Genomic DNA, 21511 nt, shown 5'->3' on the forward strand with positions numbered 1-21511 from the left:
GGGGGGGGGGGCGCCCGCCCCCCCCCCCCCCCCACGCCGTTTGGCTGCGCGCCCGGCCCCACCGTCCTGGCTCGCCCCGGCCGCACACCGTTCTGGCTCGCCCCGGCCGCACACCGTTCTGGCTCCACCCCGGCCGCGCCCGCCTTGGCCGTACCACGGGGCGACACCGGAGCCGCTGGCGGTGCCACCGCAGGGTTGCCCGGCGGGCCCGGCATCCCCGTCGGCGGTACTGCCGCAGGTTGCCCGGTGGACGCGGCGTCCCCGGCCGGCGGAGCGGGCGGGTGTCGGCCAGGTCCGGTCAGCCCGTCCGCTTCCGGTGGGCCGGGCGCGGGTGGGCCGGGCGCCCGCACGACGACGCCGCCCGACCTGGTGGGTCGGGCGGCGCCTCGGTGGCGACGTCAGTTCGCGCCGGTGTCGGGCAGGGCCAACCACCAGGGGTTCTCCCGAGCCCAGTGCACCGTCCGCTCCAGGCCGGTACGCAGCGGCACCTCGCACTTCCAACCCAGCAGCGTGCGCGCCTTCGTGGTGTCCGGGATCCGCCGGGCCAGGTCCTCGTAAGCGCTGCCCAGCGCCCGACTGGTGTCCACGTCGGTCACCGCGGCGGTGCCGGTGAGCGTGCCGATCATCTCCGCCACCTCGCCGATGGTGTTCTCCACCATGCTGCCGATGTTGAACGACTCGCCGAGCGCCGCCGGGCTGGTGGCGGCGGCGAGCGTACCGGCGACGGCGTCGTCGACGAAGGTGAAGCAGCGGGTCTGCCGGCCGCGGTCGTAGACGACGACCGGGCGCCCGTTCAGCGCCCGGTGCACCGAGCGGCTGACCAGGTACGCCGGGCGCTGCCGGGGGCCGTAGACGTTGAAGTACCGCACGATGGTGGCCGCCAGCCCGTGCTGCCGGGCGAAGGCGTACGTCAGGTGCTCGGTGAGGGCCTTGCTCGACGAGTACGTCCAGCGGTCGGCGGACGTCGCGCCGAGCACCCGGTCGTCCTCCTCCGCCCACGGCACCGCGGGGTTCTTGCCGAAGACCTCGCTGGTGCTGGCGAGCACGACCCGGGCGCCGGCCCGGCAGGCCAGGTCCAGCACGTTGCGCGTACCGGTGAAGTTGATGTCCACGACGTCCAGCGGGCGGGACAGGTACTGGTCGACGCCCACCACGGCGGCCAGGTGGTAGACGACGTCGACACCGGGCCTGATCGCCTCGGCCAGCCGGCCCGGGTCGCGCACGTCGCCCTCGACCAGCCGGGCGTGCGCCGCGGCCGGCGAGCGCCCCACCGGCGGGGCCGGACCGTCGAAGACGGTGACGTCGTCGCCGCGTTGCAGCAGCCGGTCCACCAGGTGACCACCGATGAAGCCGTGTCCGCCGGTCACCACCACGCGCGCGCTCACCGGCCGATCCCCCGGTAGCGGTAGCCGGCGGCCCGCAGCCCGGCGATCCTGTCCTTCGGGAAGTACGCGCGCCCGTCGAGCACCAGGCAGGGGCGCGACACCGGCAGCGCGGCGTAGTCGATCTCGGCGAACCGCCGGTGGTGGGCCAGCACGGCCAGGCAGTCCGCGCCCCGCACCGCCTCGTCGAGGCTGGCGACCGGCCGCAGGCCGAACAGCTTCTCCGCCTCGTCCGGGTCGACCAGGGGATCGTGCAGGCGGACCTCGCAGCCGGCCTCGCGCAGCGCCGCCACGGCCGGCAGTGTCGGGGTGGCCCGCAGATCGCCGGTGTCGTTCTTGAACGCCAGGCCCAGCACGGTCACCGTCGCCGTCTCCGCCGGTCGGCCGAGCGCGGCCAACTCGTCCACGACCAGGCGTGCCGTGTAGCCCGGCATCCCCGCGTTCACCTGCCGGCCGGCAGGTGCGGTGAGGATCTCCAGGCCCCGCTCCCGCGCCGAGTGCCAGACCATCCACGGGTCCTTGGTCAGGCAGGAGCCGCCCACTCCGACGCTGGGCAGCAGGATGTTGATGTTGCTCTTGCCCTTCGGGATGCTGTTCGCCGCGGCGATGACGTCCAGCACGTCGACGTCGAAGAGCGCGCTGAACTTGGCCAGCTCGTTGGCGAGCGCGATGTTCAGGTCGATCCACCAGTTGTCGGCGAGCTTGACGATCTCCGCCGCCTCCAGCGAGTCCACCGGGATGACGTCCACCCCCAGGGCCCGCTGCCAGAAGTCGCCGGCCGCCCGGGTGCTGTCGGCGTCCAGGCCGCCGGCGACGATGGGGAACGTCCGCAGCTCGCGCAGGGCGGTGCCCTCGGCGAGCCGCTCGGGGGTGAAGGCGATCCCGAAGTCCTGCCCGCCGCGCAGCCCACCGCCCTCCAGCAGCGGCAGGACGAAGTCCCGGGTGGTGCCCGGCGGGACCGTGCTCTTGATCACGATCAGGTGGCCCGGCCGCAGGTGGCGGGCCAACTCGACGCAGGCGCCACGGAGCTGCTCGTCGGCGAGCGAGCCGTCGCGGCGCACCGGCGTGCCGACGGTGACGAGGACGACGTCGGTCTCCGCCAGCGCGGTGTAGTCGGTGGTCACCCGCAGCCGGCCGCCCTCGATGCCGGCGCGGACCAGGTCCGGCAGGCCGGGCTCCTCGAACCGGCAGTGCCCGGCGCGCAGCTCGTCGACCAGGTGCGGGTCGACGTCCACGCCCACCACGTCCAGGCCGCGCTCGGCCAGGACCGCGGCGATGCAGGACCCGACGTAGCCGAGCCCGACGACCGCCACCCGAGGATCTCGTCGGTCGGACAGAACACCCATCTGTGCTCCAATCAGGGAAGCTGCCGGGTCCCAGGACCGGGACCCCGCCGGTCAGCCGTAGGTCTTGACGAACTCGCGGATGGACGAGACGACGTAGTCGATCATCTCGTCGGTGAGCCCGGGGAAGACCCCGACGTGGAAGGTCTGGCTGGTCACGATGTCGCTGTTGGTCAGCTCGCCGACGACCCGGTACTGCTGGTCGGCGTACGCGGGGTGCCGGGTGAGGTTGCCCGCGAACAGCCGCCGCGTGCCGATCTTGCGGTCCTCCAGGAAGCCCACCAGCTCGGGCACGTCGAACGGCGCCCCCGGCTGCACGGTGATCACGAAGCCGTACCAGCTCGGGTCGCTGCGCGGCGTGGCGTGGGGCAGCAGCAGGTGCGGCACCCCGTCCAGGCCCTCGCGCAGGCGCCGCCAGTTGTGCCGCCGGGCGGCGCAGAACTCGTCGACCCGGGCGAGCTGGGCCAGCCCCAGGGCGGCCTGCAGGTCGGTGGTCTTCAGGTTGTATCCGACGTGCGAGTAGATGTACTTGTGGTCGTAGCCCTCGGGCAGGGTGCCCAGCTGGTGCTCGAACCGCTTCATGCAGGTGTTGCTCTTGCCCGGGTCGCACCAGCAGTCCCGGCCCCAGTCGCGCAGCGACTCCACGATCCGGGCCAGGGCCAGGTTGGAGGTGACCACGCAGCCGCCCTCGCCCATCGTCATGTGGTGCGCGGGATAGAAGCTCGCCGAGGCCAGGTCGCCGAAGCTGCCGGTGGGCCTGCCGTCGTAGAAGGAACCGACGGCGTCGCAGTTGTCCTCGATGAGGAACAGGTCGTGCTCCTTGGCGAGCTGCGCCATCTCGGCCACCGCGAACGGATTGCCCACCGCGTGGGCCAGGATGATGGCCCTGGTCTTCGGGCCGATCGCGGCGGCCACCCGCTCGACGGTGGCGTTGTAGGTGCCCAGCTCGATGTCGACGAAGACCGGCACCAGCCCGTTCTGCAGGATCGGGTTGACCGTGGTGGGGAACCCGGCCGCCACCGTGATCACCTCGTCGCCGCGGCGCAGCCGCCGGTCGCCGAGCTGCGCCGAGGTGAGTGCCGAGACGGCCAGCAGGTTGGCGGAGGACCCGGAGTTGCACAGGTGCGCCTTGCGGACCCGCAGCTTGCGGGCGAAGGCCGACTCGAACCGGCGGGCGTTCTGCCCGGACGCGATGCGCAGGTCGAGCGCGGCCTCGACCAGCGCCACCCGCTCCTCGGCGCCCAGCACCGCGCCCGACGGCCAGATCTCGGTCACCCCCGGGACGAACGGCCGCTCCTCCTGGACCTCCTGGTGGTACTTGCGGACGCTCTCCAGCAGCAGCGCCTTGGGGTCGCTCATCCCATCTTCCTCTCGGATCGTGCCCGGCAGCGGGCGTCGGTCGGCGGCCGTACGGGCGTCATGCGGCGAACTCGATGCGGCTGTGGTCGCCGACCACCAGCCGGCTCCCGGCCGCCGGGCCGAGGCTGACCGTGGCGGAGCGGCCGATCACGCAGCCACGCAGGCCACGGACCGCGGTGATCGAGGCGTCCTGGAGCACGATCGAGTCGGCCACCTCGGCGTCGACGAGTCGGCAGCCGCGCCCGATCGCGGTGTGCGGGCCGATCCGGCTCCCCTCGACCACGGCGCCCGCGCCGATGACCACGGGACCCTCGACGCGGCTGGCGACGATCCGGGCGCCCGGCTCGACGACCACGGCGCCGGTCAGCTCGCTGGCCCCGTCGACGCTGCCGGCGACCGCACGCGGCTGACCGTCGAGCAGGTGCCGGTTGCAGGCCAGCAGGTCGGCCACCCGACCGGTGTCGCGCCAGTACCCGTCGTACTCGCTGGCGCGCACCTCGGCGCCGCTGGTGACCAGCCACTGCACCGCGTCGGTGATCTCCAGCTCGCCGCGCGCGCTGGGCGTGATGGCGTCGACGCCGGCGTGGATGGCCGGGGTGAAGAAGTAGACGCCGACCAGGGCGAGGTCCCCGCGCGGCTGCCGGGGCTTCTCCACCAGGCGGCGTACCGTGCCGTCGGGGTCCAGCTCGACGATGCCGAAGGCGCTCGGGTCGTCCACCTTGTGCACGAGCACCTGGGCCGCCGGCCGGTGGCGGCGGAAGTCGTCGGCGTACCGGGCCACGCCGTCGGGCAGCATGACGTCGCCGAGATACATGACGAAGTCGTCGTCGCCGAGGAACGGCCGGGCCAGGCGGACGCAGTCGGCGAGCCCGCGGGGCCGGTCCTGACGCAGGTAGGTCAGCCGGACCCCGAGGCGGGAGCCGTCCCCCAGGGCCTCGCCGATCTGGTCGGCCCAACTGCCCACGATCACGCCGATCTCGGTCACCCCGGCGTCGCGGACGTTCTCCAGCACGTGCTCCAGGACCGGCTTGTTGGCCACCGGCACGAGCTGCTTGGGCATCGAGTGGCTCAGCGGGCGCAGCCGGGTGCCGGCGCCGCCGGAGAGCACGAGGGCCTTCATCGCGTCCTCCCGGCGTCGGTGCCCCGGGACGGGCCGGCCACCGCCCGCGCCGCCCGGTCAGTCACCGGTCCGACCCTGCCGCTGCTCGACGGACTTGCGCAGACCGTCGACGACCGTTCGTACGTCTGCATCGTCCATTCCCTGGTGGAGCGGTAGGAGGAGGGTGGTCCGCGCCGCCTCGTCGGCGCCGGGCAGGTGCCCGCCGGCGCCGTACGCGGGCACCTTGTGCAGCGGCGCGTAGCGGAACGTGGTGTAGATCCCGACGCCGAGCAGGTCGGCGGCCACCTGGTCGCGGATCGCCGGGTCGAGCTGCACCCAGTAGAAGTAGTGCGAGCCGCGCTGCCCGGCGGGCAGCGGTGGGGGGAGCCGCACGCCCTCGACGTCGGCGAGCAGCCGGTCGTACTCCTCGGCGATCTCGCGCCGGCGCGCGACGAACCCGGGCAGGCGACGGAGCTGGACCAGGCCGATCGCCGCGGTGAGGTCGTTGCCGACCACCCGGCGGCCGAACTCCCGCACGTCCAGCTCCCACCAGCGGTGCGGCACCCCCTTGCCGGCGGCGGAGAAGCCGCTGGCGTGCTCCAGGCCGTGGTACGCCAGTCGGTGGGCCCGCCGGGCCAGCTCCGCGTCGCGCACGTGCAGCATGCCGCCGTCGCCGGTGACCAGGATCTTCATCGCGTCGAAGCTCCACATGGCGATGTCACCGAAGCTGCCGCAGGGACGCCCGTCGACGGTCGACGCGACGGCGCACGCCGCGTCCTCCACCAGGGCCACCCCGCGCCGGCGGCACAGCTCGGCGATCTCGGCCACCTCGCCGGGGACGCCGCCGTAGTGCAGCAGGATCACCGCCTTCGTGGTGGCTGTCAGGGCCTGCTCCACGTCGGCGACGGAGGGGTTGAGCGTGCGCGGGTCGACGTCGCAGAAGACCGGTCGGGCACCGACCGAGGCGATGGCGTTGGCCGCTCCGACGAAACTGATCGAGGGCAGCACCACCTCGTCGCCGGGCCCCAGCGCGAGCAGCTCCACGGCGAGGAAGAGCCCGGCGGTGGCCGAGTTGATGAAGATGGTCCGCTCGGGCACCAGCCCGGCGTGCGCCGCGAACTCCTGCTCGAACTCCCTGGTGCGCGGCCCGTGCCCCAGCCAGCTGCTGTCGAAGACGGCGCGCACGGCGTCGAGCTCCTCGGCGCCGAGGGTCGGCTGGAAGACGTTGATCATCGCTTCTCCTGTGGTCGAGGACGCACGTCCACCGACGGCGGCGCGGGGTGACTGCGGGCAGCCGGCAGCCCGGCGGCGCGTGGGCGCCACCCGGGTGGGGCGCGGGCGGGCGGTGCGGGACCGGACGGTGCCGGCGGGCGTACGGTGGGCGCCGCCCGCCGGCGACGACGGCCTGGGGTCAGGCCCGGTACCGTCGGGTGAGCTTCTCCAGCACCGGAACCGTCTCGGTCGGGCTGGGCGTGGCGAGCAGGTCGTCGTGCAGGGAGTCGGCCCCCTGCCGGAACGTCGGCTCGTCCAGCACGCGGACCAGCTGCTTGCGCATCGCGTCGACGGAGAGGTTCTTGATGTCCAGGACCAGCCCCGCGCTCCGCTCGGCGACGCAGCGGGCGGTCACCGACGACTCGATGTGCTTGGTGGCCATCGACCACTCCAGGCCGTCGGCCTCGATGGTGATCATGCCGTTGTCGTCGTCGGAGTCCGTGATCAGCTGCGGCACCCGCAGCGCCACCGCGCTGGCGAAGGTGCCCATGCCGCCGTGGTGCACCATCGCCGAGCAGGACGGCAGCAACTGGGTCAGCGGCAGGTAGTCGACGGCGCGGACGTTCCTCGGCAGGGTGGGCATGCCGGCGAGCTGGTCGGCGTTGAGCGTGGCGACCACCTCGACGTCGAGGTCGGAGACCATCTCCAGCAGGCCGGGCACGTGGTCCCAGCCCCCCTTGAAGTACATCCGCTGGGACAGCCCGAGCGAGAGCGCGACGCGGGGCCGCTCCGGCCGGTGGTGCAGCCACCGGGGCAGCACCGTCTGCCCGGAGTAGGGCACCCAGCGCATCGGCACGGTCCGGACGCTGGTCGGCAGGCGTACGCCCGGGGGAGTGGGGTCGACGGTCCACTGGCCCAGCAGCAGCTCGTCGTCGATCTCCAGCCCGTACCGCTCGGCAGCCGGCCGCATGGTCTCGACCAGCGGGTTCTCCTCGGGGCCGGGGCCCGGTCGGGTGGCCCGCTCGGCGAACCGGTCCATCGTCGAGGCGAAGTAGTCCAGCCCCCAGAGCAGCCGCGCCTGCGCCGCCCCGGCGACGCGCGCCGCGACCGCGCCGGCCGGGAAGCACGGGTCCCAGAGCACCAGGTCGGGCTGCCAGTCGCGGGCGAAGGCGACCAGGTCGTCGAGGACCGGGTGCGGGTCGCGGGCGGTGGAACCCACCGGGTGGAAGTCCCACATGGACGGCAGCATGAACTGGTAGAAGACGTCCCAGACCTCCTTGTCCGCCGGCGTCAGCTCCAGCGCCTCGGTGATCCGGTCGAGCCGCTGCTTGACGCTGCGCGGCTGCGGCCGACCGGGGCCCATCGGCATGATCTCCGGATCGCCGACCGCGACCGGGGTCAGCCCGACCGCCAACGTGCTCTCCGCCAGGACGGGGTGGGACGCGACACGGACCTCGTGGCCGGCGCTCTGCAACGCCCACGCGAGCGGAACCAGCGGGTACAGGTGGGCCGGGTTGGGCCACAGGGCGAACAGGACGCGCATGTCTCTCCTCGGTTGTGCGGGGCCTGGTGGGTGCGGTGCGACGGTCGGCGGAACGGGTCAGAGCTTGCGCGCCACCCCGGCGTACATCCGGTCGGTGGAGGTGGCGTCGGGGTCGTCCTGCCGCCACCGGCCGGTCGGCACGAGCCCCGGCTCGACGAGCTCGAAGCCCTCGAAGAGCTCGCCGATCTGCGCGGCCGTCCGGTAGACCATCGGTGCGGTGGCGTTGCGGTAGCTGTCCTCCATCATCCGGCGCTCCTCGTCCGGCCCGCCCTCCACGCAGAGGTGGGACAGGGCCAGGTACGAGCCGGGCGCCATCCGGTCGCGGAAGGCCCGGATGATGCCCTTCGGGTCCTCGCTGTCGCGGATGAAGTGGAAGACCGCGATGAACAGCACCCCGACGGGCTGGGAGAAGTCGATCAGGGACTTGGTGTCGGGGTGGTCGAGGATCGAGCCGGGGTCGCGCAGGTCGGCGGTGAAGATCCCGGTGTTGGCGCGCTCCTCCTCGGTGAGCAGGCGCTTGCCGTGCTCGGCGACCGCCGGGTCGTTGTCCACGTAGATCACCCGGGGCTGCGCGACGGCTCGCCGCGCCACGTGGTGGGTGTTCTCCTGGCTCGGCAGGCCCGCCCCGACGTCGATGAACTGCCGGATCCCGCAATCCTCGGCGAGGTGCCGCACGGCGCGGCCCAGGAACCGCCGGTTCTCCCACACCACGTCGCGGGTGAGCGTCGGTCCGACCCGCCCGATCACCGCCTCCGCCGCGGCCCGGTCCACCGGGTAGTTGTTCGTGCCGTGGAGGAAGTAGTCGTACATCCGCGCCGGCGACGGCCGCTCCACGGACTGGGCAGGTTCTGTCGACATCGGTCTCTCCTCGTACGTCGCTGGTCGGGGGTGCTGGTGGGGGCCGGCCCCGCCGGGGCCGGCCCCCAGGGGTCAGCCGGTGACGGGGCTGCTCTGGTGCGACAGGAGCAGCGGGCGGCCGTCGTCCTGGCGGACGATGATCCAGGTGGCCCGGATGTGCCGCTCGGGGGCGACCTCGCTCTCGCCGGCGAGGATGATGCCGCCGCCGGTGACCACCATGGCGACGTCCGGGTGGAGGAAGTTCACCGACACGGGGTAGCCCTTGACGTAGGCGCCCTTGTACGGGCCCGCGAACCCCTTGGTCATGAAGGCGCGGATCTGCTCGCGGCTGGTCAGCTGCTCGTCGCCCATGAGCAGGCTGCCGTTCTCCGCGAAGAGGTCGGCGAAGAATTCCGGGTCGTTGGCCTTCCACGCCGCCTGGATCAGCTGCGGTACGGCCAGGACGGCCTTCTCGTCGTCACTGACGAACTCCCGGTAGTAGGAGTGGTCCTCCGCGACGCGGGCGGTCTCGAGGATCTCCGTCGCGTCGCCCCACCGCGACGCTGCCTTGGTGGTCATGGGTGCTCCTTGCGATCGTCGCGGGGAATGGGCGGTCACCAGCGCAGCGTCGCGCCGGCACCGCGCGGGCTGTTCTGGTAGCCGGCGAGCTTCCACTCGCCGTCGCGCTTGACCACGACCCAGGTCGAGCGGACGGCGAGCTCCGGCGCGATCTCGGTCTCGCCGGGGGCGAGGATGCCGCCGTGGGTGCGCAGCAGGGCGACCTCGTCGTTGGCGAACCGCACGTCGACGGGGTTGCCGGTCACGCCGGTGCCCTTGAACGGGCCGGCGTACGCGGCGGCCATGAACGAGTAGATCTCGTCGCGGCCCTTCTTGTAGACGTCGCCCGGGAGGATGAGGATTCCGTCCTCGGTGAAGCTGTCGGCGACGCCGGCGGCGTCGTTGCGGCTCCAGGCGGCGACCAGCCGCAGCGGGACGCTGAGGGCCTCCTTCTCCTTCTCGCTGGTGAAGGGGCCGTAGTAGGCGTCGAGGTCGGGTCGGTTGGCCTGGGTGGTCGTGGTCATGGGGGTGCTCCTTCGTCGGTTCGGGCGGCGGGATGCGCCGACGCCGGGTACCGGTCGTGATCGCTACCCCGAATCGTTGCCGGGGCCCGTCGCCGCCTGCATCTCTCTGATTGCGCTGCCGTGCGGGCCGGGGACGCCGCCGCGCCGCGCGGGGCCGTCGGGGCGGGAACGGGGGCCGGGCGGTGGCGAATCCCGCGACACCGCACTTGCGGAGATGCGTCGGCCACCGGCGGGAGCAGACGATGCCAGGGCCACCCCAGGCGGGGCGCGCCCTGAGCGACCGCGCCGTCCGCCGCCGGTGACGGATGGCCGGACCGGACGCGACCGGGGCGGATGCCCCCGCTGGCCCGGTCCCGTGCCGTGCGCCCGGCGGTCATGCGGCGGTGGTGTAACCGCCGAACCGACGATTTTCGAGGAGGTCAGGGTGGACGTCACCCAGACGGTGCCCGGCACGGAACTGGTGCGTCGCGCGACGGAGCTGGTGCCCCTGTTGCAGAAGCACGCGAGCTGGTCCGAGGAGAACCGCCGCATGCACGACGAGGTGGTCGAGGCGATGGCCGACGCCGGCCTGTTCCGGATGCGGATCCCGAAGCGGTACGGGGGATACGAGTCGGACACCCGGACGCTGACCGACGTGACGGCCCAGCTGGCCCGCGGTGACGGCTCCGTCGCCTGGACCGCCTCGGTGTGGTGCATCCCGGGCTGGATGGTCGGGATGTTCCCCGACGAGGTGCAGGACGAGGTCTTCGGCACGCCCGACGTGCGTGTCTGCGGCACGCTGAGCCCGACGGGCAGCGCCCAGCCCCGGCCGAACGGTGTGCTGCTCAACGGCCAGTGGGGCTTCATCAGCGGTGCGCTGCACAGCCACTGGCAGGAGATCATCGCGATGGGGGCCGCGCCGGACGGCACCCCGATGCCCCTCATGATGCTGGTGCCGATGTCCGACCTGGAGGTCGTCGACGACTGGCACACCTCGGGGATGCGGGGCTCGGGCAGCGTCACCACCGTCGCCCGGGACGTCTTCGTGCCGCAGGAGCGGGTGCTGCCGCTGCCGGCCGTGCTCCAGGGCCAGTACGCCTCGAAGCTCAACGCCGAGTCGCCGATGTACCGGGCGCCCCTGCTCGGCGTCGCCGCCGCGTCCTCGGTCGGCACCGTGATCGGGCTGGCCAGGGCCGCCCGGGAGGCGTTCTTCGAGCGGCTGCCCGGCCGGAAGATCACCTACACCGACTACGCCAGCCAGGCCGAGGCGCCGGTGACCCACCTCCAGGTGGCGGAGGCGACGCTGAAGGCCGACCAGGCCGAGTTCCACGGGTACCGGGTGGCGGACCTGACCGACAGCAAGGGTCGCTCCGGCGAGCCGTGGACGCTCGAGGAGCGGGTCCGCTCCCGCGCCGACGTGGGCGCGGTCTGCCAGCTCGGGCGCGAGGCGGTGGACGTGCTGGCCCTGGCCAGCGGCGGTTCGTCGGTCTACAGCTCGGTGCCGATCCAGCGGATCGCCCGGGACGTGCACACCGTCAACCTGCACGCCCTGATGACCCCGCAGACCAACTTCGAGCTCTACGGCCGGGTGCTCTGCGGCCTGGAGCCGAACAGCTTCTACATCTGACACCGGGCCCGGGTAGCGGCATCCGGCGCCGCCGGGTGCCGCCCCGGAATCCGTACCAGCTGCGCTGATGCCACGCCTGCGGGCGGGCACGCGACGAGGAGGGGTGGATGTACGACTATGTAATCGTCGGGGCGGGATCGGCGGGCTGCGTGCTGGCCGCGCGACTGAGCGAGGATCCCGACGTCCGGGTCTGCCTCGTCGAGGCCGGCCCGGCGGACACGGCCCAGAACGTGCACGTTCCGGTGGCGTTCGGCCAGTTGTTCCGTACCCAGCTCGACTGGGACTACGACACGCACGACGAGCCGCACCTGCACCGTCGCCGCATCTACCTGCCCCGCGGCCGGGTGCTGGGCGGCACCAGCTCGATCAACACCATGATCTACGTCCGGGGCCACCGGTCGGACTTCGACGGCTGGAACCAGCCCGGGTGGGGCTTCGACGAGCTGCTGCCGTACTTCAAGCGGTCGGAGGACAACGAGCGGGGCGAGTCGGCCTACCACGGGACGGGCGGCCCGCTGCGGGTCTCCGACGGCCGGTCGCGCAACCCGATGTCCGCCGCCTTCGTCGCGGCGGCCCAGGAGGCGGGCTTCGGCGCCAACGACGACTTCAACGGCGAGCGGCAGGACGGCTTCGGGCTGTTCCAGCTCACCCAGCGCGACGGCCGGCGGGCCAGCACCGCCACCGCCTTCCTGCACCCCGTGGCCGACCGGCCCAACCTGACCGTCGAGGTGAACCTCCAGGTGCACCGGGTGCTGGTCGAGAACGGCCGGGCGGTGGGCGTGGTGGGCCAGCGGCTCGGTGCGGACGTCGAGATCCGGGCCGAGCGGGAGGTGGTGCTCTCCGGCGGGGCGTACAACTCGCCGCAGCTGCTCATGCTCTCCGGCATCGGGCCGGCGCCGCTGCTCTCCGCGCTCGGTGTGCCGGTCGTGCTGGACCAGCCGCAGGTCGGGCAGAACCTCCAGGACCACGTCCTGGTGCCGTTGATCTACGCCCACTCGCATCCGGTCAGCCTGATCGCCGCCGGCACCCCGGACGACCTCGAGCAGTTCATGTCCGAGGGCCGGGGGCCGATGACCTCCAACGGCCCGGAGGCCGGCGGGTTCGTGCGTACCACGGACGGTCTGGCCGCGCCGGACGTGGAGTTCCTCTCCGCACCGGTGATGTTCGCCGACAACGGCCTGGGCACGCCCACCGACCACGCCCTGTCCTACGGTCCGTCGATGCTGGCGCCGCGCAGCCGGGGCAGCGTGCAGCTCGCTCTGGCCGACCCCACCGCGAAGCCGAAGATCGTGCACAACTACTTCGCCGAGGAGTCCGACCTGGACGACGCGGTGGCCGCGCTGCGCATCGGGCTGGACATCGCCCGACAGCCGGCTCTCGCGCCGTACACGGAGCGGCCGTTCCGGCCGCCTGCGTCGGAGTCCGACGCGGACCTTCGGGACTACGTACGCCGGTACGCCCACTCCATCTACCACCCGGCCGGCACCTGCGCCATGGGCGCCGTGGTCGACGCGGAGCTGCGGGTGCACGGCGTCGACGGGCTGCGGATCGCGGACGCGTCCGTGATGCCCCGACTGGTCAGCGGCAACCCGAACGCCGCAACCATCGCCATCGGCGAGAAGGCCGCAGACCTGATCAAGGGGGTGGCCGCGGCCACCGAGCCGGCGCTGGCCGCCGGTGCGGCGGGTCCGGCGCGGTAGCGCGTCGGGCGCAGCCGTGGCCGGCGCCGCGACCGGCCGTGGTTCGAGGCGGTGACCACCAGCGGTACCCGTGCCGGCGCGACCGGAGCGCCGGCGAGCACCCAGATCCGACACCCGGCAGAGGAGCACACCATGACCAACAAGGCAGCGTCGCTGGTCGAGCAGTCCAAGCAGTGGGCGAAGCACTACGGGCCGTACAGCAACGGGGAGGAGGGTCACGCCTTCACCGCGCCGCTGCGGGTGCGGGCCAACTGGGACGCCAACGACGCCGACGCCATCGCCGAGATGTTCACCGACAACGGCAGCATGCTGATGGGCGACGACCAGCTGACCAGCCGGGACGAGATCCGCGCCTGGCTGACCGACGCGTTCGCCGGCCCGTACAAGGGGGCCCGGATGACCTTCGAGCCCGTCGAGATCAGTATGCTGCACCGGGACTCCGCCATGGTCGTCGCCGAGGGCGGCATCCTGCTGGCCGGCGAGACCGGGGTCGCCGCCGAGCGGAGCAGCCGCATCGTCTTCATCACGGTGCGCGTCGACGACGACTGGCGGGTCCTGTCCTACCAGTCCAGCCCGGTCAAGGGCTGACTCCGGCCCACCCCGTCGCCCCGGGGCCCGGCCGCGTCCCGTCCGCCGCCGGCCCCTGAACCGGCGGTGGCCGTCGTACCCCTCCGGCGTCGCCGTCCCTTCGCCCGCCGCCGGGCCCCCGGCTCGCCCCGGTGCCCGCCGCGGGCGGTGCCGGACGGCGGGGGCCGCGCACACGGAAGCGACCACGGCGCTCGGCCGTGGTCGCTGGGTGGGCCCGTGCGCCCCGGCGGTCCGACCGGGGCGCACGGGACGTCAGGAGGTGGCGAACTGTCCCGGCCGTCGGCCCGGGCCGGCCGGCCCCCGGTACGCCTGGGCGATGTCCAGCCAGTGGTGGGCCTCGGCGCCGATGGCCCGCAGCGACAGGTCGTCGCGGTGCCGACGCCGGGTGACCAGCAGGCAGAAGTCCTCGGCGGTGCCGTCGACGACCTGCTCCGCCTCGGGTGGCCCGAAGTTCCAGACCGCACCGGACGGGGCGGTGATGACGAAGCGGAACGTGCTGGTGGGGACCTCCAGCCCCCGTGCCAGGTAGCCGAAGTCCCAGGTGCGCACCGCGAACTCGACGAGCGGCCGGAGCCGGTCGGTGCGGCGACGGTGTACCCCGAGGGCGTCGGCGATGTCCTGGCCGTGCCCGAACAGCTCCATCATCCCCGCCGCGGCGAGCACCGGCGCCGGGAGCGGCCGGACGAGCCAGGGCACCGGCTGCCCGACCGGGACGGCGGCCAGTGCCTTCTCGGCGGCGGCCCGCTCCTCGCGCCACCGGGCCAGCAGCGCCGCCGGCGCCTCGGCCAGGTACGGGGCCATCGCCGCGTTGACGTTGGCGTCGAAGTCGCCGCTCATGCGCGACATGAGGGCCTGGAAGCCGTCCGGGTCGGCGGCGGCCAGGCCGGCCATCCGGAAGGTGGCGCTCAGGTGGGCGATCTGGTGCGCGACCGTCCAGCCCTCGGCGGGGGTGGGGGTGCGCCACCCGGCGTCGTCCAGCTCGGCGACCATGCGGTCGACGTCGTCACCCTCGGCCTCCAGGGCGGCGAACACGTCCTGTTCTGCCACGCGCTCATCCTCTCGCTGCGGTGTCGCCCCGATCCGGGCGGACGGTGCGGACCCCGGGCGTCGCCGCGGGGGGTGACCGTCGACCGGCGCGGTGGCGCGCGTCGCCGGCGCCGTGCGGCCGGCGGTTGACGGGGGAGCCGGCCGATCGGGTCGGTGCCGGCGTATCAATCATCGACGGCTGGCGTGGCGGGTGTCTTCTCCCACTGTGCGCAGCGACCGGCGACCGTGGCCCGTCCCGTCGTCGGCCGGGCGCCCACGCAGCCGGAGCGCGATCAGGCCGCCGAGCAGCAGGACGCCCACCACCGCCCCGAGCGCCGGCCGGACGGCCGGCAGGAACGCGTCGGCGAACGCCGCCTCCGCCACGTTCCGGTACCTCTCGGCGAGTTCCGGCGGGGTCCCGGCGGGCACGACGAAGCCGCCGGCCTGGCCGGCGCCCAACCTGGCGCCCTCGCCGGCGGCCCCGCCGAAGCCGTGCAGGAAGTCCGCCCGGGCCTCGGGGGGCAGCTGCGCCGCGCCCGCCCGGGCGGCCTCGGGCAACGTGTCGGCCAGCCGGTGTTGCAGGACGGCACCGACGACCGCCGCGCCGAGCGCGCCGCCGAGCTGGCGTGCCGTGTTGAGCACGCCCGCGGCGGCGCCGGCCAACCGGGCGGGCACCTCGCGCATCGCCTCGGTCGTGGTCGGCGCGATGGTCGCGCCCATGCCGATGCCGACGGCGATCAGCGGTACGACGAACGTGCCAGCCGTGGAGTGCGGCGTGACCAGCAGCGCCATGCCCAGCACGCCGAGCGCGTACACGGCGAGCCCGCCGGCGAGCAGACGCCGCCCGCCGAGCCGGTCGGTGAGCCGCCCGGCGACCGGCGCGACGGCGCTGAGCACCACCGTCCAGGGCAGCGCGGCGAGGCCCGACTCCAGCGGGCTCATGCCGAGCAGCGCCTGCGTCTCGATCACGAAGACCAGCAGGAAGCCGTACAGCCCGAAGGAGGCGACGAGCGTGATCACGGTCGCCGGGCCGAAGTTGCCGAGGCGGAACAGCCCGGGCGGGACGAGCGGCTCCCGCTGCCGGCGGTCGCGCAGCGCGAACACCACCGCGCACACCGCCGCGGCGGCCAGGATCGCCGGGATGCCGACGGGCCCGTGCACCGTGCCCCAGTCGTGCCGTTCGCCCTCGATGAGGGCGTACACGAGGCCCACCAGCGCGGCGGTGGCCAGGAGCACGCCGACCACGTCGAGGCGGCGCGGCCGGCTGGTGCGCAGGTCGGGCACGAGCCACCAGGCCAGGGCGACGCCGACCGCGCTGAGCGGCACGTTGAGGTAGAAGATCCACTCCCAGCCGAGCCGGGTGATGACCAGGCCGCCGAGGGTGGGGCCGCTGACGGCGGCCACGCCGGCGACGGCGGTGAAGATCCCGAAGGCGGCGCCCCGCCGCGCGGCCGGGAAGATGCCGGAGATGAGGACCACCGCCTGCGGCAGCAGCGCCGCGGCGCCCACGCCCTGCACCACCCGCGCCGCGATGAGCTGCCCCGGGGACTCGGCGGCCCCGCAGAGCACCGAGGCCACCGCGAACACCACCAAGCCGGCGACGAAGACGGTACGCGGACCGAACAGGTCGCCGAGGCGTCCGGCGAAGATCAGCAGCGACGCCAGCGCCAGCAGGTAGCCGTTCAGCACCCAGAGCATGCTGTCGATGCCGGTGTCCAGGGACCGCATCATGTCCGGCACGGCGGTGTTGACGATGCTCGTGTCGAGCAGGATGAGGAAGTTGCCGAGGCACAGCACCAGCAGGGCCGCCCACGGGTTGGCGGGCTTCGGGCGCGGCGTCGTCGTCGCCGGGTCGACGGTCCGCTCCGGGTCACGCCTCGCCCGCACGGGTGGTCTCCTCCCCGCCGGCGACGTCGGCGCCGGGTACGCCGAGCGGGGGCGGCCCGGCGCCGTCCCCGTACAACTGCGCGCCGATCCGGCGGGCCGCGGCCAGGCTCGCCCAGGCCGTGACCGCTACCAGCGCGGCGTCATCGGCGCCGCCGTCGCGGCAGGCGGCGACGTCGGCGTCGGCGACCCGGTACGGCGCGAGCGCGGTCAGCAGCGCCAGCCGGGCGGCGGGCCGCTCGGCCGGCGACAGTTCGGCGACGGCGGCGTCGAACCACCGCCCGCCGCCCGGCTCCGGGGGCGGCGGGTCGGCCAGGCAGGTCAGGATCCGCCGCCGGACGTGCGCCGGCAGGGCGGCCTCGCCGGCACGGCGGACCGCCTGGTCGGCCCGGGCGAAGGCGGCGGAGACGTGCGGCTGGCCGACGGCCCAGGCCAGGTCGCCCTCCGGCGGCGCGGGCGGCAGCAGCTCCAGGGAGCGGCCGGGCGTGCGCCCGGTGCGGGCCAGCGACCCCATGATGCGGGCGGCCGTCCGGCGGACCCCGGCGCGGATCCCGGCCGGCGCCGGCGGCAGCGGGGAGTCCTGGAGGAAGACGCTCACCATCCGGTTGAGGTAGTGGAAGGTCACCGCCACGCCGATCAGCTCCGGCCCGTGCTCGGCGGGGAAGGGCGGAGGACGGCGGCGCGTCGGGCTGGCGGCCCCGCTGTGCCGGGCCCACTCGGCCAGGGCCCGCAGCCGGGGGTCGCCGATCCCGCCGACCCCGGCCGTCAGCCACCCGCCCGCGTCGCCCAGCAGCCCGGCCGCCGTGGCGCCGTGCACCTCCACGCAGTACGGGCACCGGTTGCTCTCGGAGACGGCGGCGGCGACCACCTCCTTCGCCTCGCGGCGGACCAACCCCTCGGCGAGCAGCGTCTCGCGCAGCATCAGCCAGCACGCGCGCAGCAGGTCGGGGGCCGGGGAGTGCAGCAGCACCGGGGGCGCGAGGACGCCGAAGTCGTCGGCCAGCTGCCGGTAGACCCGCGCGACGGGCCCGGCGGCGGCGTCCGGGGCGACCGGTGTCACGTGCCGGACGTGGGTCAGCATGGTTCGGCTCGTCACCCGAGCCAGTCGCCTGCCCATCGGTTTCCTTCCTGCTCGGGCGGGCCGGGCCGGGGGCGGGCGCGCCCCCGGCCCGTCGTGGTCCTAGCTGGGCACGACCTGGGGCACCGCGGTGACCGTCCCGTCGGGCAGCGCGCCGTGGTAGGTGACGTCTATGCCACGCTCCTGGGCCGCGCGGACGATGCCGGGCACGGCCCGTTCGGCGAGCGCGGCGATGGTGAGGGCCGGGTTGACGGTGAGCGCGCCGGGCACCGCCGAGCCGTCGGTGACGAAGATGCCGGGGTGCTGCCGCAGCTCGTGCCGGTCGTCGAGGGCCGACGTCGCCGGGTCGTCGCCGATCCGGCAGGACGACAGCGGGTGCACCGTGTACGCGCCGACCACGTCGTTGGTCCACGGCATCACCCGGGCCAGCCCGTCGCGCTCCAGGATGTCGCGGGCGTCCGCGTCGGCGGCGGCCCAGCCCCGCAGCGTGTTGGCGGTGGGCCGGTAGCGCAACGGGCCCCGGCCGAGCATCTGCTGGGAGATGCGGTCGGCGTTGCCGGTCGCCGGCGGCGGCCCGAAGACGCCCTCGTTGTCGTCCTCCGACATCGTGAACAGCGTCAGCCACGACTGCCAGCGGCGCAGCATCTCCTTCTTCTCCAGGCCGAACCAGCTCGGGCCCTGCGCGTCGGGCACCTGGGCGAGGATCGTGCCCAGCCCCAGCGGGAAGAAGAGCTGCTCCAGCGAGTACCGCTCGTACTCGGGCAGGTCCGGGTCGAGCCGGTCCCAGGTCGCCACCGTCGGCCCGCGGCCGATCTGGTTGGCGGCGTAGCCCCTGCCGTCGGGGCGGCTGAGGCCGAGCACCTCCCGGACCCGGTCGTCGTCGAAGACGGCCGTGTTGAGCCGCTCGCCGTTGCCGGAGAAGTACCGGCCGACGGCGGGGGGCATCGTGCCCAGGGTGGGCTCCGAGCGTTGCAGGATCACCGGGGTGGCCCCGGCCCCGGCCGCCACGATGACGATCCTGGCGTCGATCGTCCCGCTGTCGTGCAGGATCCGGTAGTCCTCCGCGTCGACGATGCGGTAGTGCACCCGGTACCCGCCGTCGTCGGTGCGGGAGAGGTGCTGCACCTCGTGCAACGGCCGGATCTCGGCGCCGTGCGCCAGGGCCGCCGGCAGGTAGTTGAGCAGCAGGGAGCGCTTCGCGTCGAAGCGGCACCCGGCCATCATCCAGTTGCAGTTGGTGCACTTGTCGACGTCCACGGCCGACGGCACCGGGTTGGCCGTGCGTCCGGCGTGCGCGCAGGCCGCCGCGAACAGGCCGCCGGCGTACGGCACCTTGTCCCAGCTCTGCATCGTCACCGGCAGCGACTCGCAGACCCGGTCGTACCAGGGGTCGAGCGTGGCGCGGGTGATGGCCGCCGGCCACATCCGGCGGCCGATGCTGCCCTGCCGCTCGAAGACGAACCGCGGCGCGCGCGGCATGGTGGCGAAGTAGACGACGCTGCCGCCGCCGACGCAGTTGCCGCCGAGCACGCTCATCCCGTCGCCCACGGTGAAGTCGAAGATCCGGGTGTACGACGAGCCGAGCTTGAAGTCGTGGTCGAACTCCTCGCTGGACAGCCACGGCCCACGCTCCAGGACCACCACGCGTGCCCCACCCGCGGCCAGGTGGTACGCGGGGATGGCCCCGCCGAAGCCGCTGCCGATCACCACGACGTCGGTGCTTGCGCTACTGGTCATGCCGGGCTCCCTGTGGGCGTGGTGTGCGGGTGCAGTCGCGACAGCGGGCGTCCGTACGAGTACTCGGGGAACCGCCACAACCCGTCGTCGTCGGGCTTGGTGATGCCGATCGCCAGCAGCCCCGGATGCCCCGCGGCGAGCGCGTCGACGGTGTTCATGTGGGCGGCGCTGTCGTAGGCCATGTTGCTGAACAGGGCGAGGCCCACCCACATCTCCTTCTCCGGGCTGTCCGGGGCGAGCAGGTGACCCAGCAGCGCGGTGCGGTGGTCGAAGGCGAGCGCGACGAAGGGCGGCACCGCCGGGTCGAGGGTCAGGTCGTTCGCCTCGGCGTACCCGGTCGCGTGCGCGTTGAGGGCCTCACTGAGCGTGCCCAGCATCAGCGCCAACCCGCCGGCCGGGTCCTCCATCAGGGCCAGCGCCCCGGACTCGACGGCCCCGCCGTCGGTCGAGACGCCCGCGATCGCCCGGTCGTCGGCGGACCGCTTCGCGCCGGGGATGATGGTGTCGGCGAACGCCTCCAGCGTCAGCACGCGTGCCTGCTGTTCCTCGGGTGTTTCCGGTTGCACGGCGGCTACCTCCTTCTGGGGCGGGCGCGTCGGTTCCCGGTCCCGCCATGACGTTTTTCGGGCAGCCTTGACCACCGCCCGGTGAGGCGACGGAAGCAAGGAATGAAATGGTGGTCGCGCGGAATGGTTTTCCGTGCGGTGCGGATGGTGCGCGAAGTTCTGCATCATCGTGGCGACCGACGCAGGTGGGACGCATCTTCTGTTTTGCTGAGGCAGTTGCCCAGCCGATTGGCGGAAAATTGCGTACGGGTCGGTCGGGGCGCAATTTCCACGCCTCCGGTCCGGTTCGTCGGACGGCGGCCGGGACCGTCGGCCCGCCCGGTCGGGGCGGGCCGTGCCGCGGCGGGTGGGTCAGGCCGGCCCGGTGGCGGGGCGCGGCGCGGCGGTCGCCGGGAGCGCGGCGTGCCCGGCCTGGCGGCGGCTCAGCCGCCCGGTCCGGTGCAGCCAGCGCACGGTGTCGGCCAGCGTCTCGTCCAGTGACCGGCTCGCCGGCCCGAGCAGCTCCTCGGTGGGCGTGGCGTCCATCGGGCGGGCGGTGGCGCACAGGTAGATGGCGCCGTGCTCGGCGGGCAGGTGCACGGGCGACAGCCGCTGCGCCGCGCTGACCAGGTGGCCCATCGGCAGCAGGGCCCGGGCCGGCAGCCGGAGGGTGGGCAGGGCCCGCCCGGTGACCCGGCGCAGCGCGTCGACGAACTCGCCGGTGGTGACGTACCGCCCGGGGGCAGGGAAGCGGCGGGGGCCGCGCCCCGGTTCGAGCACCGCCACGTGCAGCCGGGCCACGTCCCGTACGTCGCCGACGGGGAAGCCGCCGGTCGGCCACATCGGCATCAACCCGCGCAGCACGTTGCGCACCCGGGTCGTCTGGTCGCCCAGGTGCGGATCGTCGGGCCCGAGCGAGGCCAGCGGGTAGGTGACGACCACCGGCGCCCCGTCGTCCTGGTGCCGGCGCGCGACGTGCTCGGCGGCGGCCTTGCTGCGCAGGTACGCCTCCCGGGGCGCGCCGACCGGCGAGTCGACCGTCAACGGCGACGCGGCCGGCAGCAGCGCGCCGAAGGTGGAGACGTGGACGATCGGGTCGAGGCCCGCCGCCCGCGCCGCCCCGAGCACGACCTCCGTGCCACGGAGGTTGACCGCCCGCATCCGCCCCCGCTCCCGCGAGTCGAAGCTGTACACGCCGGCGGCGTGCAGCGCGGCGGCGCAGCCGTCGGCGGCCCGGGCCACGGCGGCGGCGTCGGTGACATCGCCGGTGACCAGCTCCACACGCCCGGCGTCGGCGCCCAGCGCGGTCAGCACCCGTCGGGCGCGCGCCGGGTCACGCACGAGCATCCGGACGCGGTGGCCGGCGTCGAGGATGGCCGCCGTCGAGTGGGAGCCGATGAATCCGGTGCCACCGGTTACCAGGACCAGCATCGCGACTCCCGCGGGTGGGGGACTGGGTCGTGGCCCATCATTCGCGGGCGCCGTCGACC

18 protein-coding genes are annotated in these 21511 nt (G+C 74.0%); 3 read left to right on the forward strand and 15 right to left on the reverse strand.

Annotated elements, in window-relative coordinates; all coding sequences use genetic code 11:
- Positions 1–398: 398 nt before the first annotated feature.
- The 9 genes from KBX06_RS25795 to KBX06_RS25835 all read right to left on the reverse strand — a co-directional run bounded on the left by KBX06_RS25795 (position 399) and on the right by KBX06_RS25835 (position 9857).
- Positions 399–1385, reverse strand: a complete 987-nt coding sequence (locus KBX06_RS25795) for an NAD-dependent epimerase/dehydratase family protein (protein WP_210839509.1) — start codon at positions 1383–1385, stop codon at positions 399–401.
- Positions 1382–2728: a nucleotide sugar dehydrogenase gene (locus tag KBX06_RS25800; RefSeq protein ID WP_210839510.1), complete on the reverse strand. Its 1347-nt coding sequence runs from the start codon at positions 2726–2728 to the stop codon at positions 1382–1384. The genes KBX06_RS25795 and KBX06_RS25800 overlap by 4 nt, the downstream gene beginning before the upstream one ends.
- Positions 2729–2779: 51 nt before the next feature.
- A complete protein-coding gene (rfbH, locus tag KBX06_RS25805) occupies positions 2780–4084 on the reverse strand; it encodes a lipopolysaccharide biosynthesis protein RfbH (protein WP_210839512.1) in 1305 nt (434 codons plus the stop codon).
- 58 nt (positions 4085–4142) lie between these two features.
- A complete protein-coding gene (locus tag KBX06_RS25810) occupies positions 4143–5204 on the reverse strand; it encodes a glucose-1-phosphate thymidylyltransferase (RefSeq protein ID WP_210839514.1) in 1062 nt (353 codons plus the stop codon).
- Positions 5205–5261: 57 nt separating this feature from the next.
- Entirely contained in the window at positions 5262–6416 is a 1155-nt protein-coding gene (locus tag KBX06_RS25815; RefSeq protein ID WP_210839515.1) for a DegT/DnrJ/EryC1/StrS aminotransferase family protein, read from the reverse strand.
- Between the two features lie 178 nt (positions 6417–6594).
- Positions 6595–7938 (reverse strand): nucleotide disphospho-sugar-binding domain-containing protein, encoded by a 1344-nt coding sequence (locus KBX06_RS25820; protein WP_210839516.1) that lies wholly within the window; start codon positions 7936–7938, stop codon positions 6595–6597.
- A gap of 57 nt (positions 7939–7995) precedes the next feature.
- Positions 7996–8796, reverse strand: a complete 801-nt coding sequence (locus KBX06_RS25825; protein ID WP_210839517.1) for an SAM-dependent methyltransferase — start codon at positions 8794–8796, stop codon at positions 7996–7998.
- Between the two features lie 72 nt (positions 8797–8868).
- Positions 8869–9354: an SgcJ/EcaC family oxidoreductase gene (locus KBX06_RS25830; RefSeq protein WP_210839518.1), complete on the reverse strand. Its 486-nt coding sequence runs from the start codon at positions 9352–9354 to the stop codon at positions 8869–8871.
- A 35-nt stretch (positions 9355–9389) separates the two neighbouring features.
- Entirely contained in the window at positions 9390–9857 is a 468-nt protein-coding gene (locus KBX06_RS25835) for an SgcJ/EcaC family oxidoreductase (RefSeq protein ID WP_210839519.1), read from the reverse strand.
- Positions 9858–10281: 424 nt separating this feature from the next.
- Here KBX06_RS25835 and KBX06_RS25840 point away from each other — a divergent pair, with 424 nt between their 5' ends.
- From KBX06_RS25840 to KBX06_RS25850, 3 genes are all read left to right on the forward strand, one after another.
- The gene (locus KBX06_RS25840) at positions 10282–11463 is read left to right on the forward strand and encodes an acyl-CoA dehydrogenase family protein (protein WP_307854756.1); all 1182 of its coding nucleotides are present in this window, start codon (positions 10282–10284) and stop codon (positions 11461–11463) included.
- A 107-nt stretch (positions 11464–11570) separates the two neighbouring features.
- Positions 11571–13163 carry a GMC family oxidoreductase gene (locus tag KBX06_RS25845; RefSeq protein ID WP_210839520.1) on the forward strand — a complete coding sequence of 531 codons (1593 nt, stop codon included), beginning with the start codon at positions 11571–11573 and terminating at the stop codon, positions 13161–13163.
- 132 nt (positions 13164–13295) lie between these two features.
- Entirely contained in the window at positions 13296–13751 is a 456-nt protein-coding gene (locus KBX06_RS25850) for an SgcJ/EcaC family oxidoreductase (protein WP_210839521.1), read from the forward strand.
- Between the two features lie 252 nt (positions 13752–14003).
- Here KBX06_RS25850 and KBX06_RS25855 read toward each other — a convergent pair whose 3' ends face one another.
- From KBX06_RS25855 to KBX06_RS25880, 6 genes are all read right to left on the reverse strand, one after another.
- On the reverse strand, positions 14004–14798 hold the full coding sequence (locus KBX06_RS25855) for a TIGR03084 family metal-binding protein (RefSeq protein ID WP_210839523.1): 795 nt from the start codon (positions 14796–14798) through the stop codon (positions 14004–14006).
- 168 nt (positions 14799–14966) lie between these two features.
- Complete coding sequence (locus tag KBX06_RS25860) at positions 14967–16664, reverse strand: MFS transporter (RefSeq protein ID WP_210839524.1); 1698 nt, start codon at positions 16662–16664, stop codon at positions 14967–14969.
- On the reverse strand, positions 16648–17742 hold the full coding sequence (locus KBX06_RS25865) for a carboxymuconolactone decarboxylase family protein (protein ID WP_210839525.1): 1095 nt from the start codon (positions 17740–17742) through the stop codon (positions 16648–16650). Before KBX06_RS25865 ends, KBX06_RS25860 begins: the two co-directional genes overlap by 17 nt.
- 99 nt (positions 17743–17841) lie before the next feature.
- Positions 17842–19476, reverse strand: coding sequence for an FAD-dependent oxidoreductase (locus tag KBX06_RS25870; protein WP_210839526.1), 1635 nt, complete (start codon positions 19474–19476; stop codon positions 17842–17844).
- A complete protein-coding gene (locus KBX06_RS25875; RefSeq protein WP_210839527.1) occupies positions 19473–20042 on the reverse strand; it encodes a DUF5987 family protein in 570 nt (189 codons plus the stop codon). The genes KBX06_RS25870 and KBX06_RS25875 overlap by 4 nt, the downstream gene beginning before the upstream one ends.
- A gap of 351 nt (positions 20043–20393) precedes the next feature.
- The gene (locus KBX06_RS25880) at positions 20394–21452 is read right to left on the reverse strand and encodes an SDR family NAD(P)-dependent oxidoreductase (RefSeq protein WP_210839528.1); all 1059 of its coding nucleotides are present in this window, start codon (positions 21450–21452) and stop codon (positions 20394–20396) included.
- Positions 21453–21511 lie beyond the last annotated feature (59 nt).

The sequence above is a fragment of the Micromonospora sp. C31 genome (assembly GCF_018070575.1).
In the GTDB taxonomy this organism is placed as follows: Bacteria; Actinomycetota; Actinomycetes; order Mycobacteriales; family Micromonosporaceae; genus Micromonospora.